The organism is Lentimicrobiaceae bacterium (assembly GCA_023227965.1).
Taxonomy (GTDB): domain Bacteria; phylum Bacteroidota; class Bacteroidia; order Bacteroidales; family JALOCA01; genus JALOCA01.
In genome coordinates this window covers 109749-126874 of record JALOCA010000005.1, presented here as the reverse complement: position 1 = coordinate 126874, position 17126 = coordinate 109749, and the positions used below count along the sequence as shown (strand labels likewise).

The window sequence follows — 17126 nt, the reverse complement described above, 5'->3', positions numbered from 1 at the left end:
GATGTCCCCAATGCCAGCATCATGCTTATCGAAAATGCCGAACGATTCGGACTTTCGCAACTGCATCAGCTAAGGGGCAGGGTAGGCAGGGGAGCCGAACAGTCCTTTTGTATACTAATGTCAGATTACAAACTCACTTCCGACGCCCGAAAACGCATGGAAATTATGGTACAAACTACTGATGGCTTCGAAATAGCCGAAGCCGACCTCAAACTTCGCGGTCCGGGAGATATAGAAGGAACCCGGCAAAGCGGTATTCTCGATTTGAAATTGGCAGATATTGTAAAAGATGAAAAAATCGTAAAGTATGCACACAATCTTGCCTCTGAAATTTTAAATAACGACCCTTATCTTCAACTGGGGAAAAACAGCAAACTACATAATCAGCTCGTGCATTTAAAAAGAGAGAAAAAAAACTGGGGACTCATTAGCTAACCATCTCGTCAGAATACGCATTTATTTATAAGGATATTCCTTACCTTTGCCCCTTTAATAATTTTTTAAAGAATGAAAATATCGTATAATTGGCTTAAGCAATATCTTGATACAAAAATTTTACCCGAAGACCTATCAATTTTACTTACAAGCTGCGGACTTGAAGTAGAAGGGTATGAAACCATTCACTCCATAAAAGGAGGTCTTGACGGAATGGTAATCGGAAAAGTACTCACCTGCATAAAACATCCCAATGCCGATAAACTCAGCCTTACCACAGTAAATACAGGAGGTGAATTTCCCTTGCAAATAGTGTGTGGTGCACCCAACGTAGCTGCCGGACAGAAAGTGCTTGTCGCTACGATAGACACAACAATTTATAAGGGTGAAGAAAGTTTCCGGATACAAAAAACCAAAATACGCGGAGAAGTATCCGAAGGTATGATATGTGCCGAAGATGAAGCAGGATTAGGTACTTCGCATGATGGTATCCTTGTACTTGATGCCAATGCGCCTGTGGGTATGCCGGCTAAGGAATATTTTCATGTAAGCGAAGATGTAGTTTTTGAAATAGGGCTTACTGCTAATCGTTCCGATGCCACTTCTCACTTAGGTGTTGCCCGCGACGTGGTAGCCGTGCTGAATACACGAATCAGTATGGAGGGAAAACGTATAACTAATCCCTTTTCGGTGGTTCGTCCCTCCGTTGATAGTTTTAAAACAGAAAACACCCATTTCCCTATACAAATAGAGATTGAAGATACAGAAAATTGTCTTCGGTATGCAGGGGTTACCCTTACCGGAGTTACCGTAGGTGAATCTCCTATCTGGCTGAAAAATTTTTTAAAAGCTATCGGGCTCCGTCCGATAAACAATCTGGTTGATATTAGCAATTATGTATTGTTTGAAACAGGGCAGCCCCTTCACTTTTTCGATGCGGATGCAATTAAGGGAAGAAAAATAATCGTGAAAAAATTACAAGCGCAAACCCATTTTACCACTCTTGACGGAGTGGAACGTATTCTAAGTGGTGATGAACTTATGATTTGTAATGCTGAAAAGGCGATGTGTATTGCAGGAGTTTATGGCGGTATTTCTTCCGGAATTTCCACCCAGACTAAGAATATTTTTATCGAAAGCGCCTATTTTAATCCAGTTTCTATTCGTAAAACAGCAAAATACCATGGGCTAAAAACCGATGCCTCATTTAGGTACGAAAGAGGTGCCGACCCCAATATTAACGAATATGCTCTTAAAAGGGCAGCTTTGCTCATTAAAGAATTGGCAGGAGGTACAATTTCATCTGAGATAGTAGATATATATCCATCACCTGTCGGGTATTTTCCCGTTGAATTCAATCTGGATAATCTTGACAGATTAGCCGGTAAAAAAATTGAAAGAAACTTGGTGAAAAATATCTTGCAACTCTTGGATATAAAAATAGAAAAGGAGTCAGGACATTTGCTTTCCTTATCTGTTCCGCCTTACAGGGTTGATGTGCAACGCGAAACGGATGTTGTGGAAGAAATACTGAGAATATATGGATACAATAATATTGAATTTGGAGATGAACTTGTAACCAGCATCAGCTACAGCGAACGTCCCGACCGAGAAAAAATAAGGAATACGATAGCCAATCAGCTTACTTCTACCGGTTTTTCCGAAATAATGTGTAATTCTCTTTCAAAATCAGAATATACCAGCGATAACCGCTTTTTTGAATCCGGAAAGAATGTTGCTGTTGCAAATCCTTTGAGTAAAGATTTGGATGTGATGAGGCAAACTCTTTTGTTTGGGGGATTGGAAACATTGGTTCATAATCTTAACCGTAAGATTTCCGATATTAAAGTGTATGAATTCGGCAAAATTTATTACCAAAACCCTGGAAAAGAAAACGAAAAAGATATTTTAAAACGTTATACTGAAAATGAACGGCTTGCCATCTTCATTACCGGAAACCTTACTCCCGAAAGCTGGTATGCTCCCGCCAAAGAGGCAGGGTTCTTTTACCTGAAAGCGATGATTAATGCCGTTTTGCAACGCATCGGGATAACTGCATCTTCATTAAAACAGGGAGAAGTAGGGGGCTATATTGCAGAGGGTTTAGCCTATCATTCCAAATATGGGAAACTGGTAGAATTCGGCAAATTGCATCCGGTTATTCTCAAACGTTTTGATATTAAACAGCCTGTATTTTATGCTGATTTCGATTGGCAAATATATCTGCAACTGGCGGGGAAAAATGAAATCTTTTATAAAGAACTACCACGTTTCCCGGAAGTAAGGCGTGATTTGGCTTTATTGATAGATGAAAAAACTTTGTTTTCCGAGATAGAAAAAATAGCATTTAAAGTTGGAAAACCTTTACTTAAAAGCGTTAATCTTTTCGATATTTATGAAGGGGAAAACATAGAAACTGGGAAAAAATCGTATGCGGTGAGTTTTATTTTGCAGAATTCTGAGAAAACCCTTAGTGAAAAAGAGATAGATACATTTATGGAAAAACTGATGAAAGCTTTTTCTGCTGAAATAAATGCTAAAATCAGATAAACTTATTGTATAAATAAAAATTGTTTAATATATTGCGCTAAACTTATTTATTAATTTAACTAATAAAAAGTATGACTAAAAAAACTATATTTTCAGTCAATCCTTCTGGCGAAAAATTTGCTTTACCTGACGAAGATGAATATCAGTTTGAACAGGAACGTTTGACGAAACTGGCAGAACAGGCACATAATGAGGGAAAAGAAGTGGTGGTGGTGATGGGCTTGGGCTTTGTAGGGGCGGTGATGGCTGCCATAGTAGCCGATACCGTTGATGACAAAGGAAAGCCCAGCAAATTTGTTATAGGTTGCCAGCGTCCATCGGTACGCAGTTATTGGAAAATACCCATGTTTAACAGGGGTATTTCACCCGTAAAAGCCGAAGATGTTGAAGTTGAGGTATTGATAAATCGTTGTGTAAACGAAAAGAAAACTATGGTTGCCACTTTTAATCCCGACTGCTTAAAGTTGGCAGACTGTGTAGTAGTGGATGTGCAATGTGACTATAAAAAAACCGAGTTGGGAAATATGCGCACCGGTGAAGCCGATATGGATGCCCTTGAGGCTACAATACGTACCATAGGCGAAAAAATTCAACCACACTGTTTGGTGTTGATTGAAACCACAGTAGCTCCCGGTACTACCGAGTTTGTTGCTCTTCCCATTCTGAAAAAAGAATTTACAAAACGTAATATTCATTCTACTCCATTGCTTGCCCATAGCTTTGAACGGGTAATGCCAGGTAAAGAATATGTATCCAGCATTCGCGATTTTTGGAGAGTATGCTCCGGGTGTACACAGGAAGCCCGCGAAAGGGTCGAAAAGTTTCTGACAGAAGTGTTGAATACCAAAGATTTTCCGCTTACAGTAATGGATCGTCCCATAGAATCGGAAACAACTAAAATAGTTGAAAATTCTTATAGAGCTACAATATTGGCATATCTGCACGAATGGAGTCTTTTTGCCGAACGTAATGGCGTTGACCTGATAAAAGTAATTAATGCCATAAAAATGCGCCCTACCCATAACAATATTATTTTCCCTGGACCAGGCGTAGGTGGATATTGCCTGCCTAAAGATGGTGGTCTTGGCTACTGGGCTTACCGGCACATTTTAGGTTTTGAAGATGGTGACGAATTGTTCAAAATTACACCTACTGCAATAGATATTAATGATACGCGTGCCCTTCATGTAGCGGAACTCGTTCGCGACGGGTTGCGGAATATGGGCAGATATATTGCCGGAGCAGAGGTCCTTATTTGTGGAGCAAGCTACCGTCAGGATGTAGGTGATACCCGTTACAGCGGAAGCGAATTGCTCGTCCGGAAACTAAGCCAAATGGGCGCCGAAGTACACGTCCATGACCCATATGTCGATCATTGGTACGAACTCGAATCGCAGGAAGATTATCCGGCACCAGGACAATCATGGAAACGTTTTTTCCGTAATCAGGATCAACTGGCGAATATTCACGTAGAAAAGGATCTCTCAAAATCCGTAAAAGGAAGAGAAGCCATAGTGCTTGCTGTTCCACACAAACAATATCTCCATCTTAGTCCTGATGAATTGTTCCAGTGGGCAGGCGCTCCCTTTGCCATCATTGATGCGTTCGGAATTCTGAGCGACAAAGATATCACCCGGTATTTTGAATTGGGTTGCGAGGTAAAAGCCCTCGGACGCGGACATATTCAGCGACTGAAAAAGGAACTTTTCAAAAAGAAATAACATAATTTCAGAAAAATACATCCAAGGCATTTGTCTGCAAAGGCAGGGAAATGCCTTTTTTAATTACTTATCGTTAATATCAATGATTTTCATATCTTTGCAAAAGGTTTTACGAACGTATTTTTAGTAAGTTATGGATATTCTGTCAATAAAACAACGCTTTGGAATTATCGGAAACTCACCCCTTCTCGATAGAGCCATTGATATTGCCCGGCAAGTAGCTCCAACCGACATATCTGTATTAATTTATGGCGAAAGCGGTACAGGAAAAGAAGTTTTTCCGCAAATAATTCATCAACTTAGTGCCCGCAAACATGGACCCTATATTGCTGTTAACTGTGGCGCTATACCTGAAGGTACTATAGATAGTGAATTGTTTGGACACGAAAAGGGCTCATTTACAGGAGCCCATGAAGCACGAAAAGGCTATTTTGAAGTAGTTAACGGGGGCACAATTTTTCTGGATGAAGTGGCAGAGTTGCCCCTTTCTACCCAGGTTCGTTTGTTAAGAGTACTTGAAACGGGAGAATTTATGAAAGTGGGCTCTTCCAAAAGTCAGAAAACCAATGTAAGGGTAGTTGGGGCTACGAACGTTTTTATCCCGGATGCTATTCAAAAAGGCAAATTTCGCGAAGACTTGTATTACCGCTTAAATACCGTTCCTATTCTTATTCCTCCTTTACGCGACCGAAAAGAAGATATATTGTTGCTTTTCAGAAAATTTGCCTCTGACTTTGCAGAAAAATATCGCATGCCGGCTACCGAGCTTGATGAAGAAGCTCGTAAACTCATCATTAATTACCGCTGGCCAGGCAATATTCGTCAATTAAAAAACATTACCGAGCAGGTTTCAATAATTGAGGAAAACCGGTTTGTAACCGCCCTCATCATGGGAAAATATCTTCCCCAAAACCGGGAATTGCCTGTTTTATATGCTGCAAAAGAAAGTCAACCTTCAACTACTACTGATCATCTTGAAAGAGAACTTCTTTATAAAGTTCTTTTTGACATGAAAAAGGATATTTCGGAATTAAAAAAATTTGTTGCCGAGATCATTAGTGGAGAAAAATCGCAAAATATTCATGAATCGGGTACTACTATGTTGCAAAATCTTTATAAAGACATCGGGCATCGCACAGCAAATGAAGAACCTGTTGAATTTCATGATCCTTTTATTGAAAGCGAAAATGGTATCCAACCTTCCGAAATCTGGGAGGAATCATTATCCCTTCAAAAAAAAGAAATTGACATGATAAAGAAAGCACTCGAAAAACACGGAGGAAAACGCAAAAATGCAGCCGATGAACTTGGAATTTCCGAACGTACCCTTTACAGAAAAATTAAAGAATACGATATCAAGTAAATATTTAAAATTGCTTCCAAATTGAAAAAAGACACAAATAGTATGTCCAGATTTTTTAAAAACAGTTTTTGGGCGCCGTTTTTTGGAATACTTTTATTTTTATGCACAACATCCTGTGGTATTTACTCTTTTACCGGTGCTTCCATTTCTCCCGAAGTGAAAACCATCGCTATAAAATATTTTCCTAATCATGCGTCTTTGGTTCAGCCTTCACTCAGCCAATTGTTTACTCAGGCACTGCGCGACCGTTTTGCTGCCCAAACCAACCTTACACAGGTTGACAATGCCGGCGACCTTACCATCGAAGGAGAAATTACCGGGTATGGAACCCAGCCTGTAGCTATTCAAAGTAATGAAATTGCTGCATTAAACCGACTTACCATTACCGTAAAAGTTAAATTTACCAATACAAAAGAACCTGTGCAGGATTTTGAAACTACTTTTTCACGTTACTTCGATTACGATTCACACCAGAATTTGCCGGCAGTAGAAGAAGACCTGATAAAGCAAATAAACGAAATGCTTGTGGATGACATTTTTAATAAATCCGTTGTAAATTGGTGAGTTATGAATTATCGGCTTTTCGAACATTTCTTAAATTACCCCGACCAGCTCAATGCACAAACACTGGCACAAATCGAAAGTTTGGTAAATGAATATCCCTATTGCCAGTCTTTGCAACTATTGTATGCTAAAAACCTGAATGTTGAAAATAATATACTTTTTTCAGGCAGACTACACACAGCCGCAGCCTATGCCTCCGATAGAAAGATTTTAAAACAACTGATTGAACGGAGCATAGCTGATCAGTCTGCCTTCAAAAACAAAGCTGCAAAGAAAGAAACCTTGCAACCTTTGCCTGAACAATCTGAAGATAAACCCTCCTTTCTCCCGGTTGATAGGCAACAACAACCCTCTTCAGGTCAACTGCTGGAGCTTATTAAAAAACGTCTTGCCGAAATACGATCGGAAAAACAGCAGTTACAGCCACAGAAATCAGATGAACAAGGACATTCTATTGCAAAATCCGATGGTACGTTACGTTCGAAAGCCGATATTATTGAGCAGTTTATCAGAAATGAGCCAAAAATCAGCCGTGTGAGATCCGAATTTTTTAATCCCCAACATATTGCCCGTAACAGCACCATTGATAATGAGGAGATCGTTACTGAAACACTTGCAAACATTTATGCCCGGCAGGGAAATTATTCGAAAGCAATTAAGATTTTAGAAAAATTACGTTTGGATATTACTGAAAAAAGCAGTTATTTTGCAACCCAAATTAAAAAAATGAAAGAACAGGCAGCAAAATCCGAAAATAAGAGTGTATAACTGCTTGCCTGTTACTATTTAACATGAAAAACGCTAAACAATGGGAGCATATATTTTTATCTCGATTTTAATTCTGATTACTTGTGTTTTACTGGTATTGGTAGTGCTGGTTCAAAACTCAAAAGGAGGAGGGCTTGCCTCTAATTTTGCAGGAAGTAACCAATTTATGGGCGTTCGTAAAACTGCAGACTTCCTTGAAAAAACCACATGGACATTGGCTATAATTTTGTTGGCACTTAGTTTAATTTCAATTTTTGTAATTCCACGCAACCGTGTTACTGGTACGTCGGCGGATACCGAACTTCGTGAAAAACTCAATTCAAAGGCATCTCCTTCAAAGGATTATCAAGCTCCCCCCGTTAAGGATGAGGAATAAAAGTTAACACTATATAAAAAATGTCAGAATGTCATTCATTCTGACATTTTTTTTGTTTTTAGGGTTTGGCATAAAATATGTCATAGGGCAAGTACTCTATTTAAAAAACGTTTAACTTAAAATAATTAATGAAATGATGAACATCAAACCTTTAGCCGACAGAGTTCTTGTTGAACCTTCGGCAGCAGAACAAAAAACTGCAGGCGGAATCATTATTCCCGACACAGCAAAAGAAAAACCCCAAAAAGGAAAAGTTGTTGCGATAGGAAATGGTAAAAAAGATGAACCCCTTACTGTAAAAGTAGGCGATACCGTATTGTACGGAAAATATGCAGGAACAGAGATTACTATTAGTGGAAAAGATTATCTTATGATGCGCGAATCCGATATTCTTGCAATCATCTAATATTTTAAAAATTATTATCTTAATTTTAAAACTTATTGAATTATGGCAAAACAAATCATATTTGACTTTGAAGCCCGCGAAAGCCTGAAAAAGGGTGCCGATGCGCTGGCAAATGCAGTAAAAGTTACTCTGGGTCCTAAAGGACGCAATGTGATAATTGACAAAAAATACGGTGCTCCTTCTATCACAAAAGACGGCGTTACTGTGGCTAAAGAAATTGAACTGAAAGACGAAATAGAAAATATGGGCGCCCAGCTACTGAAAGAAGTTGCTTCAAAAACTTCAGATATAGCCGGCGACGGAACTACTACTGCCACAGTGCTTGCACAGGCAATCATAACCACCGGTTTGAAAAATGTTACTGCCGGTGCTAACCCCATGGATTTGAAACGTGGTATTGATAAAGCCGTTGATGCCGTTATTGAAAGCCTGAAAAGCCAATCCAGAGAAATTGGCGATAGCCTGGAGAAAATTGAACAGGTGGCTGCCATTTCGGCAAACAATGATACCAATATCGGCAAGCTGATAGCCGAAGCCATGGAAAAAGTAAAAAAAGAAGGTGTTATTACCATTGAAGAATCGAAAACCAACGAAACCTACGTGAAAGTTGTGGAAGGTATGCAGTTCGACCGTGGATACATCTCCCCTTATTTTGTTACCGATACCGAAAAAATGGAAGCCGTGTACGACAATCCTTTCATCCTGATTTACGACAAAAAAATCTCCGTGATGAAAGATTTGTTGCCCATTCTCGAAAAAGTAGTACAAACCGGACGTCCTTTACTCATAATTTCTGAAGATGTTGAAAGCGAAGCTTTGGCAACCTTAGTAGTTAATAAGCTGCGTGGCTCGCTCAAAATCATTGCCGTAAAAGCTCCCGGATTCGGCGATCGCCGCAAAGCCATGATGGAAGATATTGCCATCCTTACAGGCGGAACTCTCATTTCTGAAGAAACGGGTTACAAACTGGAAGATACCGAACTGATGTACCTCGGGCAAGCCGAAAAAATTACCGTTGATAAAGACAATACCACCATTGTAAGTGGATTAGGCGATAAAGAACAAATTAAAGCCAGAATCAACCAGATTAAAGCCCAGATTGAAACCACCACTTCCGACTACGACCGCGAAAAACTGCAGGAACGTCTTGCTAAGTTATCAGGTGGGGTTGCCGTTATTTACGTGGGGGCTGCCAGCGAAATTGAAATGAAAGAAAAGAAAGACCGCTTCGATGATGCTTTGCATGCTACCCGTGCTGCCGTTGAAGAAGGTATTGTACCCGGAGGCGGTGTTGCCTATATCCGTGCCATTCCTTCACTCGACGAGGTAAAATGTGATAACGACGACGAAATGACCGGCGTTTCCATTATCCGTCGTTCGTTGGAAGAACCCCTTCGCATGATTGTTGAAAATGCAGGAATGGAAGGCTCAGTAATTGTACAGAAAGTAAAAGAAGGCAAAGGCGATTTCGGTTTCAATGCCCGTATCGAAAAATATGAAAATCTTTTCGAAGCTGGTGTTATTGACCCCACCAAAGTAACCCGTGTTGCCCTGCAGAATGCAGCATCCATTTCCGGTTTGCTGCTCACTACTGAGTGTGTAGTTTCCGATATCAAAGAAGATACTCCTGCCATGCCCCAGATGCCTAATCCTGGTATGGGCGGTATGTATTAAAATGCAGGTTTTTTTCTCAGCATACAAAAGCTGCTTCCGGAATGGGGGCAGCTTTTTTTTTGCAAAATATCTGTAAATTCTTTACAATTTCGAAAGCATATAATACGTTTTTTATAATACTTTAAACAAATCTTATATGAAAAACATTTTATTTATGCTTGCCGGAGGGCTACTGCTTTTTGCTTCCTGCTCAAAGGATGATTCCGATACGGAACAGACTAAAGATTATGTACAACTAAAAACCGGTAATTACTGGGTTTATCGTCTGTCGAATGTTGATACCTTAGGTGTTGAAACCATTACAGATTCTTACGACAGTGTTTATGTTTCCGGAGACACTACCATTAACGGGAATGTGTTTACCAAAAAGTACCATACGTGGTTGTTTTATTCTAATACCCCGGATTGTTTGCGTGATTCGTCTAATTATCTGGTTAGCCCTAACGGAAGAAAAATGTTTTCGCCTGTAAATTTCAGTGATACATTGATAAAGAGTTATAATGTTATTTCTTACACTGATACTACAACATTGGATGACGATACTCTCTTCTTTTATTTCTATAAAATGTCGGATAAAGGCATGTCTCTTACGGTTCCGGCAGGAACATTTATTACCATGGACTTTAAGGGAACATTTATACCATATGGCTCTTATGCCAATGCTTTAAAAACGATATATAGCCATAACTATTATGCTAAAAAGATTGGTTTGATACAATATAGCAGCACGTTTGCTAATTCGCGCACCCAAATGGTATGGAAACTGGTACGCTACAAAGTAAATTAGGCGTTCCTTAAACGTCGTAAAAAACAGAACTTCCCTTTATTTTCTTTGTTTGTCCTGGCAGGGCTTTTATCTGTGTTTTTCCACTGCTTTATTTTTGGTAAACATTCTGTAAAACAAAGTACCGAAAAGCTACAGTTTTTACCCTTCTTATGGTTAAGAAGGGTTTTTTATTGGGCAACACTTATGCGCGGATTTACGATACTGACAACATTGCAAGCCAGGCAGAAAATTTCTCAGAATAAGTAGGTTCTACCTATAAAAAAATTGTTTTGATGATTTTTATAGTAACATTTTACGTAAATTTATAGCCTTATTTTTATAAACTAAATGTTCAACTAAAAATTACTTTTATGGAAGCAAAAAAAGGCATTGCTGTTGTGCATTTCACAGAAGAAGAAAAGCAAACAGCAGAAGGTTTAATCAAGGCATTGGAAAAATTCTTTGAAGGAAAACTGGCAGTCCTCACACCCGAAGAACGTCACAAGTATGGTTCGGTAAACGAACAAAACAAATTAGTCATTAACAAGGTAAACGAACGCCTGCAAACCGCTCCCGACCTGAAACCGGATGATGTGGACTGGGAAGAGTTTGCCAAAGACTATGCTTCGCGGCATTTTCTAGAAAATGCTATTGACCGTATTAACTCTCTGATGTATCGCATGGGAAGTAGTAAAATACTCCACGATTACGATAATTATCAGGATGCTCTTGCATATTATAATTACACCTATTACAAGATGCGCACCAACAATCCGGGTGCTGCCGAAATTTATAACGAACTAAAAGAATTTTTCAAGAAAGCTCCCCGCAAAACTACCACATAATACCGATTGTACATCTGTATTAAATCCTGAGTTTTTGGGATGAAGCAGACATTTCTTTAGTATAAAAATCTGCCTGCGAAGCGCCCTAAGGAGTAGGGGGACAGGTTATTTTTATGTCTGAACCTTGAAAAGATGGGTACAGATAGACGCAATACATATGCCGACCCGGAAAAAATATATCCCGACAGGCTGTTTGTACATTCTGATATTGAAAATACCTGTCCGGACAGGTGGCACCACCTATTGCGACCTTGCAAGAGCCTATCGGGACAGGCCATCCGACGTATCGCAATCTTAAAAGGACGTGTCAGGATAGGCTCTCTGGTGTATCCCGACCTTGATGGAGCGTGTTCGAATCCTAAGATTACCTATCCCGATGGGTCAACAGCATATCAGAACCGTGATATTGTAGGTTTGGACTAAGGGAAAGTACGTTTGGACATTAAGTTAACCGGAGCGAAAGAAGGAAAAGCAGGAAGAAAGAGAGAATAGTTAGCTTCATTTAAACTGCTTGTACGTTATGGCAAGCGATTTCTGTTTTTTCTATGAGCAGTTGATAATTTGTTTGAGGAGTAAAAAGGTCTCCCGAAATATCGTTTAGTTTGCTCATAGTTACTTTAAGGGCTTCTTCCGACTGATCAATGCCTATCCAATGCCTGCCATTAAGTTGTGCTGCTTTTAGGGTAGTACCTGAGCCACAAAAACAATCGAGCACAATGCTGTTTTCATCGGAAGATGTTTTTATTATCAAATCCAATAAATCAGCATTTTTTTCGGTAGGATACACTGGGTATTGAGGGTCTTTAAACTCCCAGATGTCCTGTATCCGCTTTCCTTCCTGTTCGTCGAAATAAATTTTTTTCCGGGGGTTCCCATTATCACTCCACTCAATGAGTCCCTCCTCATCCCATTGTTCTAATATTTTCACATCACTTCTCCAGTGCCTGCCTTTGGGTGGAAGTATGTCTTTGAAAGGCTTGGAAGAATTTCCTTTTTGTGTTTCGCCGGGAGCATGCAACGGTATAGTAGTATAGCGCCTTCCTTCTTTATCTTTTTTGGGGAAAAGACGAATCTTGTCTTCTTCTGTATAATTGCTTTTAGGTTCGTTCCAGATCAGGTTATCCGTTTTTGAATAAAAAAGAATAAGGTCTTTTATATTGCCGTAGCCTTTCCGGCTAAAATTTTTCGGATTACATTTTATTCTTGTGATATCGTTTCTAAAATTTTCTATTCCGAAAATCTCATCCATCATCACTTTTACATAATGTCCGATTTTATAATCAATATGCAAATAAATAGAGCCACGGTCGGATAAAAGCATTTTAAGCAAAATAAGACGTTCGCGCAAAAATTCGATAAAATCAGCCCCTTTCAGGGTATCTTTGTATGCAATTGTATCATTTGCGCTGTTGCTAATAGTATTAGCCCTTCCTTCCGAAATGGTGAAAGTATTATTGGTTGCAAATGGGGGATCAATATACACCAAATCAATTTTTCCTGCCAGATTGTATCTTGTGATGAGTTGCTTTAATGTGTTTAAATTATTTGCACGGATGAGCAGATTTTTTTCAGAACTGTTATTTACCTGTTCCAATTCAATATCAGGAATATCGTTGAATATTACCTGTTCTGTTTTTTTATGAATATAATGTAGCTTCACGACAATCAAATTTGATAAAGAAATTCACGTAAAACCAAACTACTCATGATGTGAAGATCGGCATGGATGGTAGCGATGTCTTTATACATTTTACTATTATTTCTGATGTAAAGTACACCATCCAGTATGGCTATTTTTATTGCGTTTACATTTTCACTTGTAACGGTGCTGATGGCATCGTTGAACTGGGCGTTTTGATGCCCGCCATAATCTGTAAGAAATTTGGCTTCTCCTATAACGTATTTCCCATTGAAACGGGCAATAAAATCAAGCCCTTTGTTGTGCTTGTAGTTTAATACTTCCGATGCAAAATCCATTAACTGTTTATCACTACCATTTAAAATTGCATCTTCATTATCGTTGATAAATTCATCAAAATTTACCGGTTGAATTCCTAACGCTTTACTGTTTACCCAACGCTTGAAAAAAGGTCCGATTTGCCGGTTGGTTTCCTTTGGCTCGCTACAACGTTCGTAAATCTTGTTAAGTCCCATCTCATAAAGCCGTCCGCATATTCTGTTAATAGTTTTCGGATTACGATCAATAGAAGTTCGGTCTCTTTTCAAATAAGCGATATAGCTGTCTTTAATGGGAAAAAGGTCAAGATTGAGTAGTTCGGTTATCAGCGTTTTATTATTTTTCTTTTCGAATGCCTTTTCTATGTTGTTCCAGGCATTCGTATCTATATTCCTTATGCCTTCCGGGATAGTGGGATATACCTGAAAAAGATCATCAAGATACGATCTTTGATTGGCATATTCTATGCTTAAGTCTGTCCAGTAATTCATTTGTCAAAATTAGTAAAAATAAAGCACCCCGCCACTAACGGCGGGGATATCACTATCAATATTTATTTATAGATTTCTCCCTAACCCACTTTTTTATGTGCACACACTTTTGCTTTGATAAACTCACGGTTCATCCTGGCAATATTGATTACCTTGATGTTTTTGGGACATTCGGCTTCGCAGGCATAGGTATTGGTACAGTTGCCAAAACCTAAGCGGTCCATCTCGGCCACCATGTTTTGTACCCGTTGCATGGTTTCTACTTTGCCTTGCGGCAAAAGAGCTAAGTGTGCCACCTTTGCCGACACAAACAACATAGCCGAAGCATTTTTGCAGGCAGCAACACAGGCACCGCAACCTATGCAGGCAGCGGCATCCATTGCCATATCCGCTTTTTCCTTGGCTATGAGTATGGCATTGGCATCGGGCATACCACCGGTATTCACCGACACAAACCCACCCGCCTGTATTATCTTGTCGAAAGCATAACGGTCCACCATCAGGTCTTTAATCACCGGGAAACCTCTGGCACGCCAGGGTTCTATCACAATGGTGTCGCCATCTTTGAACTTACGCATGTGGAGCTGGCAGGTAGTGATGGCATCGTCAGGCCCGTGCGGGCGCCCGTTGATGTACAGGCTACACATCCCGCAGATACCTTCGCGGCAGTCGTGGTCGAAAGCTACCGGCTCTTCACCTTTTAGTACCAATTGCTCGTTTAAAATGTCGAGCATCTCCAAAAAGGAAGTACTCGAAGGAATATTGTTTATGAAATAGGTAGCAAACTTTCCTTTTGCTTTGGCATCCTTCTGCCTCCATATCTTTAGTGTAAAGTCCATTTGTTTAGGGGTTAGAATTGGGAATTAGGGGAGTTTCAGTTCAAGTTTTTTGATCAGGCTGGATGGCATTTTTCCAACCTCTGTTATTTTATTCAATAAAGAATACAATTCATTTTGAGATATATTTTAAATTAGCAGCTATTTCGAGTTCTGTTTCCAGCTCAAATAAGGAACCTTTAGCAACTCTTAGAAATTGGACATAGGATTTGATATTTTCGCATCCCCAGTCTTCTGCAATATTTGCAGGAATAGAAACGGCAGCTCTGCGAATCTGACTGGATAAACCAAAGATTTCGTCTTTTGGAAATGAGTTGGTAAGGGAATAAACTTCTGTTACCAAAAGCATTCCCTTCTTCCAAACCTCTAAATCCTTATATGAAACAATCTTATTCATCCCTAACTCATAGCTCATAGCACCTAACTCCTACTTATAATTTCTCTGTTTCACTTCAATGGATTCGTAATTCAGAGGTTCCTTGTTCAGCACGGGTTCGTTGTTGTCGCCAGTATATTCCCAGGCAGCTACATACATAAAATCTTTGTCGTCGCGCATGGCTTCTCCTTCCGGGGTTTGATATTCTTCGCGGAAATGTCCACCGCAACTTTCCTGGCGGTGCATGGCATCTTTTGCCAGCAGTTCACCAAGTTCAAGAAAGTCGGCAACACGACCGGCTTTCTCCAGTTCCGGGTTCAGTTCGTTGGCAGTTCCGGGAATCTTTACGTCGTTCCAGAAAGCTTCTCTTACCTCCCGGATTTTTTCAATCGCTTGTTTCATACCAGTTTCATTACGTCCCATGCCCACGTTTTCCCACATTATCTTACCCAATTCCTTGTGGAAATGGTCCACCGTTTTGCTGCCTTTGATGTTTAAAAGCTTTTCAAAATGCTCTTTTACTTTGTTTTCTGCTTCCGCAAACTCAGGCAGGTCGGTACTCATTCTCGGCACATGGATTTCCGGGGAAAGGTAATTTTGAATGGTGTAAGGCAAAACAAAGTATCCATCGGCAAGTCCCTGCATGAGTGCAGAAGCGCCAAGACGGTTGGCTCCGTGGTCGGAAAAATTGGCTTCGCCGATGGCATACAATCCTGGGATGGTGGTCATCAGCTCATAGTCCACCCAGGTTCCGCCCATGGTGTAATGTACCGCTGGGTAGATCATCATGGGATTCTCGTAAGGATTTTCATCCACTATCTTTTCATACATCTGGAAGAGGTTGCCATAGCGTTCCTCTATCACACTCTTCCCCAGTCGCTGAAGGGCTTCGGCAAAGTCGAGATAGACGGCAAGACCGGTTTCTCCAACACCATAACCGGCATCGCAACGTTCTTTGGCAGCGCGGGAAGCAACATCGCGAGGTACTAAGTTTCCAAAGGCAGGATAACGTCTCTCAAGATAATAATCCCGTGCATCTTCCGGTATGTTGTTTGCCTTAAGCTTTCCTTCCCTGACTTTTGCAGCATCCTCCTGATTTTTCGGAACCCAAATCCTGCCGTCGTTACGAAGGCTTTCGCTCATCAGCGTAAGCTTGGATTGCTGTTCGCCGTGTACAGGAATGCAGGTTGGATGTATTTGTGTGTAACAGGGATTTGCAAAGAAAGCACCTTTTTTATAAGCTTTCCAGATGGCACTGCAGTTGGAACCCATGGCATTGGTAGAAAGAAAAAACACATTGCCATAGCCACCGGTGGCAAGCACCACGGCATGTCCGAAATAACGTTCCAACTTGCCGGTGATGAGGTTACGGGCAATGATGCCGCGGGCACGTCCGTCCACGGTTACCAGTTCCATCATCTCGTGACGATTGTACAATTCCACATTGCCTTTGTGAATCTGACGGCTTAATGCACCATAAGCGCCAAGCAGAAGTTGTTGCCCGGTTTGTCCACGGGCATAAAACGTGCGCGAAACCTGTGCTCCACCAAAGGAACGATTGTCGAGCAGCCCGCTGTACTCACGGGCAAAGGGAACACCCTGTGCCACGCACTGGTCGATGATGTTGTTGCTGACTTCTGCCAGACGATACACGTTGGCTTCCCGTGCGCGATAGTCGCCACCTTTGATGGTATCGTAGAAAAGACGATAAATACTATCGCCATCATTCTGGTAGTTTTTGGCTGCATTGATACCTCCCTGGGCGGCTATGCTGTGGGCGCGGCGAGGGCTATCCTGGTAACAAAACACCTTGACTTTAAATCCCAACTCTCCCAGCGATGCTGCTGCCGATGCACCGGCAAGACCGGTACCTACCACTATCACATCCAGCTTTCGCTTGTTGGCAGGGTTTACCAGGTTGATTTGGGCTTTGTAGTTCGACCATTTTTCTTCCAGTTTCCCTTTGGGTACCTTCGATTCGAGTTTCGACATACGTTT

At 40.6% G+C, this 17126-nt stretch carries 17 protein-coding genes; 12 read left to right on the top strand and 5 right to left on the bottom strand.

The genetic code is table 11. From position 1 onward, the window contains the following. From M0R21_03230 to M0R21_03175, 12 genes are all read left to right on the top strand, one after another. The coding region (locus tag M0R21_03230) for an ATP-dependent DNA helicase RecG (protein MCK9616828.1) at window positions 1-435 on the top strand (435 nt) is incomplete at its 5' end. A gap of 72 nt (window positions 436-507) precedes the next feature. Then, window positions 508-2985, top strand: a complete 2478-nt coding sequence (gene pheT / locus M0R21_03225; protein MCK9616827.1) for a phenylalanine--tRNA ligase subunit beta — start codon at window positions 508-510, stop codon at window positions 2983-2985. Between the two features lie 71 nt (window positions 2986-3056). After that, window positions 3057-4706 (top strand): hypothetical protein, encoded by a 1650-nt coding sequence (locus M0R21_03220; protein ID MCK9616826.1) that lies wholly within the window; start codon window positions 3057-3059, stop codon window positions 4704-4706. A 133-nt stretch (window positions 4707-4839) separates the two neighbouring features. Next, a complete protein-coding gene (locus M0R21_03215; protein ID MCK9616825.1) occupies window positions 4840-6069 on the top strand; it encodes a sigma-54 dependent transcriptional regulator in 1230 nt (409 codons plus the stop codon). Window positions 6070-6111: 42 nt separating this feature from the next. After that, window positions 6112-6633, top strand: coding sequence for an LPS assembly lipoprotein LptE (gene lptE, locus M0R21_03210; protein ID MCK9616824.1), 522 nt, complete (start codon window positions 6112-6114; stop codon window positions 6631-6633). A 3-nt stretch (window positions 6634-6636) separates the two neighbouring features. After that, complete coding sequence (locus M0R21_03205; protein MCK9616823.1) at window positions 6637-7401, top strand: hypothetical protein; 765 nt, start codon at window positions 6637-6639, stop codon at window positions 7399-7401. Between the two features lie 40 nt (window positions 7402-7441). Then, window positions 7442-7777 carry a preprotein translocase subunit SecG gene (gene secG, locus M0R21_03200; protein MCK9616822.1) on the top strand — a complete coding sequence of 112 codons (336 nt, stop codon included), beginning with the start codon at window positions 7442-7444 and terminating at the stop codon, window positions 7775-7777. A 136-nt stretch (window positions 7778-7913) separates the two neighbouring features. Further along, window positions 7914-8183: a co-chaperone GroES gene (locus M0R21_03195; protein MCK9616821.1), complete on the top strand. Its 270-nt coding sequence runs from the start codon at window positions 7914-7916 to the stop codon at window positions 8181-8183. A gap of 42 nt (window positions 8184-8225) precedes the next feature. Next, on the top strand, window positions 8226-9857 hold the full coding sequence (groL, locus tag M0R21_03190; protein ID MCK9616820.1) for a chaperonin GroEL: 1632 nt from the start codon (window positions 8226-8228) through the stop codon (window positions 9855-9857). A 136-nt stretch (window positions 9858-9993) separates the two neighbouring features. Further along, the gene (locus tag M0R21_03185; protein ID MCK9616819.1) at window positions 9994-10644 is read left to right on the top strand and encodes a hypothetical protein; all 651 of its coding nucleotides are present in this window, start codon (window positions 9994-9996) and stop codon (window positions 10642-10644) included. 350 nt (window positions 10645-10994) lie between these two features. Continuing rightward, window positions 10995-11468, top strand: coding sequence for a hypothetical protein (locus tag M0R21_03180; GenBank protein MCK9616818.1), 474 nt, complete (start codon window positions 10995-10997; stop codon window positions 11466-11468). Between the two features lie 132 nt (window positions 11469-11600). Then, window positions 11601-11891 (top strand): hypothetical protein, encoded by a 291-nt coding sequence (locus M0R21_03175; protein ID MCK9616817.1) that lies wholly within the window; start codon window positions 11601-11603, stop codon window positions 11889-11891. 79 nt (window positions 11892-11970) lie between these two features. Here M0R21_03175 and M0R21_03170 read toward each other — a convergent pair whose 3' ends face one another. The 5 genes from M0R21_03170 to M0R21_03150 form a co-directional block, all read right to left on the bottom strand. Then, window positions 11971-13128: a site-specific DNA-methyltransferase gene (locus tag M0R21_03170; protein MCK9616816.1), complete on the bottom strand. Its 1158-nt coding sequence runs from the start codon at window positions 13126-13128 to the stop codon at window positions 11971-11973. A 5-nt stretch (window positions 13129-13133) separates the two neighbouring features. Further along, window positions 13134-13916: a restriction endonuclease gene (locus M0R21_03165; protein ID MCK9616815.1), complete on the bottom strand. Its 783-nt coding sequence runs from the start codon at window positions 13914-13916 to the stop codon at window positions 13134-13136. A gap of 80 nt (window positions 13917-13996) precedes the next feature. Next, window positions 13997-14755: a succinate dehydrogenase/fumarate reductase iron-sulfur subunit gene (locus tag M0R21_03160; protein ID MCK9616814.1), complete on the bottom strand. Its 759-nt coding sequence runs from the start codon at window positions 14753-14755 to the stop codon at window positions 13997-13999. Between the two features lie 109 nt (window positions 14756-14864). Continuing rightward, window positions 14865-15167, bottom strand: a complete 303-nt coding sequence (locus M0R21_03155) for a four helix bundle protein (GenBank protein MCK9616813.1) — start codon at window positions 15165-15167, stop codon at window positions 14865-14867. 12 nt (window positions 15168-15179) lie between these two features. Next, the gene (locus M0R21_03150) at window positions 15180-17120 is read right to left on the bottom strand and encodes a fumarate reductase/succinate dehydrogenase flavoprotein subunit (protein MCK9616812.1); all 1941 of its coding nucleotides are present in this window, start codon (window positions 17118-17120) and stop codon (window positions 15180-15182) included. Between the last annotated feature and the right edge of the window lie 6 nt (window positions 17121-17126).

Excerpts from the sequence above, each read along its gene's own strand:
- pheT (MCK9616827.1), top strand. The coding sequence starts at position 508 with ATGAAAATATCGTATAATTGGCTTAAGCAATATCTTGATACAAAAATT.
- M0R21_03220 (MCK9616826.1), top strand. The coding sequence starts at position 3,057 with ATGACTAAAAAAACTATATTTTCAGTCAATCCTTCTGGCGAAAAATTT.
- M0R21_03215 (MCK9616825.1), top strand. The coding sequence starts at position 4,840 with ATGGATATTCTGTCAATAAAACAACGCTTTGGAATTATCGGAAACTCA.
- lptE (MCK9616824.1), top strand. The coding sequence starts at position 6,112 with ATGTCCAGATTTTTTAAAAACAGTTTTTGGGCGCCGTTTTTTGGAATA.
- M0R21_03205 (MCK9616823.1), top strand. The coding sequence starts at position 6,637 with ATGAATTATCGGCTTTTCGAACATTTCTTAAATTACCCCGACCAGCTC.
- secG (MCK9616822.1), top strand. The coding sequence starts at position 7,442 with ATGGGAGCATATATTTTTATCTCGATTTTAATTCTGATTACTTGTGTT.
- M0R21_03195 (MCK9616821.1), top strand. The coding sequence starts at position 7,914 with ATGAACATCAAACCTTTAGCCGACAGAGTTCTTGTTGAACCTTCGGCA.
- groL (MCK9616820.1), top strand. The coding sequence starts at position 8,226 with ATGGCAAAACAAATCATATTTGACTTTGAAGCCCGCGAAAGCCTGAAA.
- M0R21_03185 (MCK9616819.1), top strand. The coding sequence starts at position 9,994 with ATGAAAAACATTTTATTTATGCTTGCCGGAGGGCTACTGCTTTTTGCT.
- M0R21_03180 (MCK9616818.1), top strand. The coding sequence starts at position 10,995 with ATGGAAGCAAAAAAAGGCATTGCTGTTGTGCATTTCACAGAAGAAGAA.
- M0R21_03175 (MCK9616817.1), top strand. The coding sequence starts at position 11,601 with ATGGGTACAGATAGACGCAATACATATGCCGACCCGGAAAAAATATAT.
- M0R21_03165 (MCK9616815.1), bottom strand. The coding sequence starts at position 13,916 with ATGAATTACTGGACAGACTTAAGCATAGAATATGCCAATCAAAGATCG.
- M0R21_03160 (MCK9616814.1), bottom strand. The coding sequence starts at position 14,755 with ATGGACTTTACACTAAAGATATGGAGGCAGAAGGATGCCAAAGCAAAA.
- M0R21_03155 (MCK9616813.1), bottom strand. The coding sequence starts at position 15,167 with ATGAGCTATGAGTTAGGGATGAATAAGATTGTTTCATATAAGGATTTA.
- M0R21_03150 (MCK9616812.1), bottom strand. The coding sequence starts at position 17,120 with ATGTCGAAACTCGAATCGAAGGTACCCAAAGGGAAACTGGAAGAAAAA.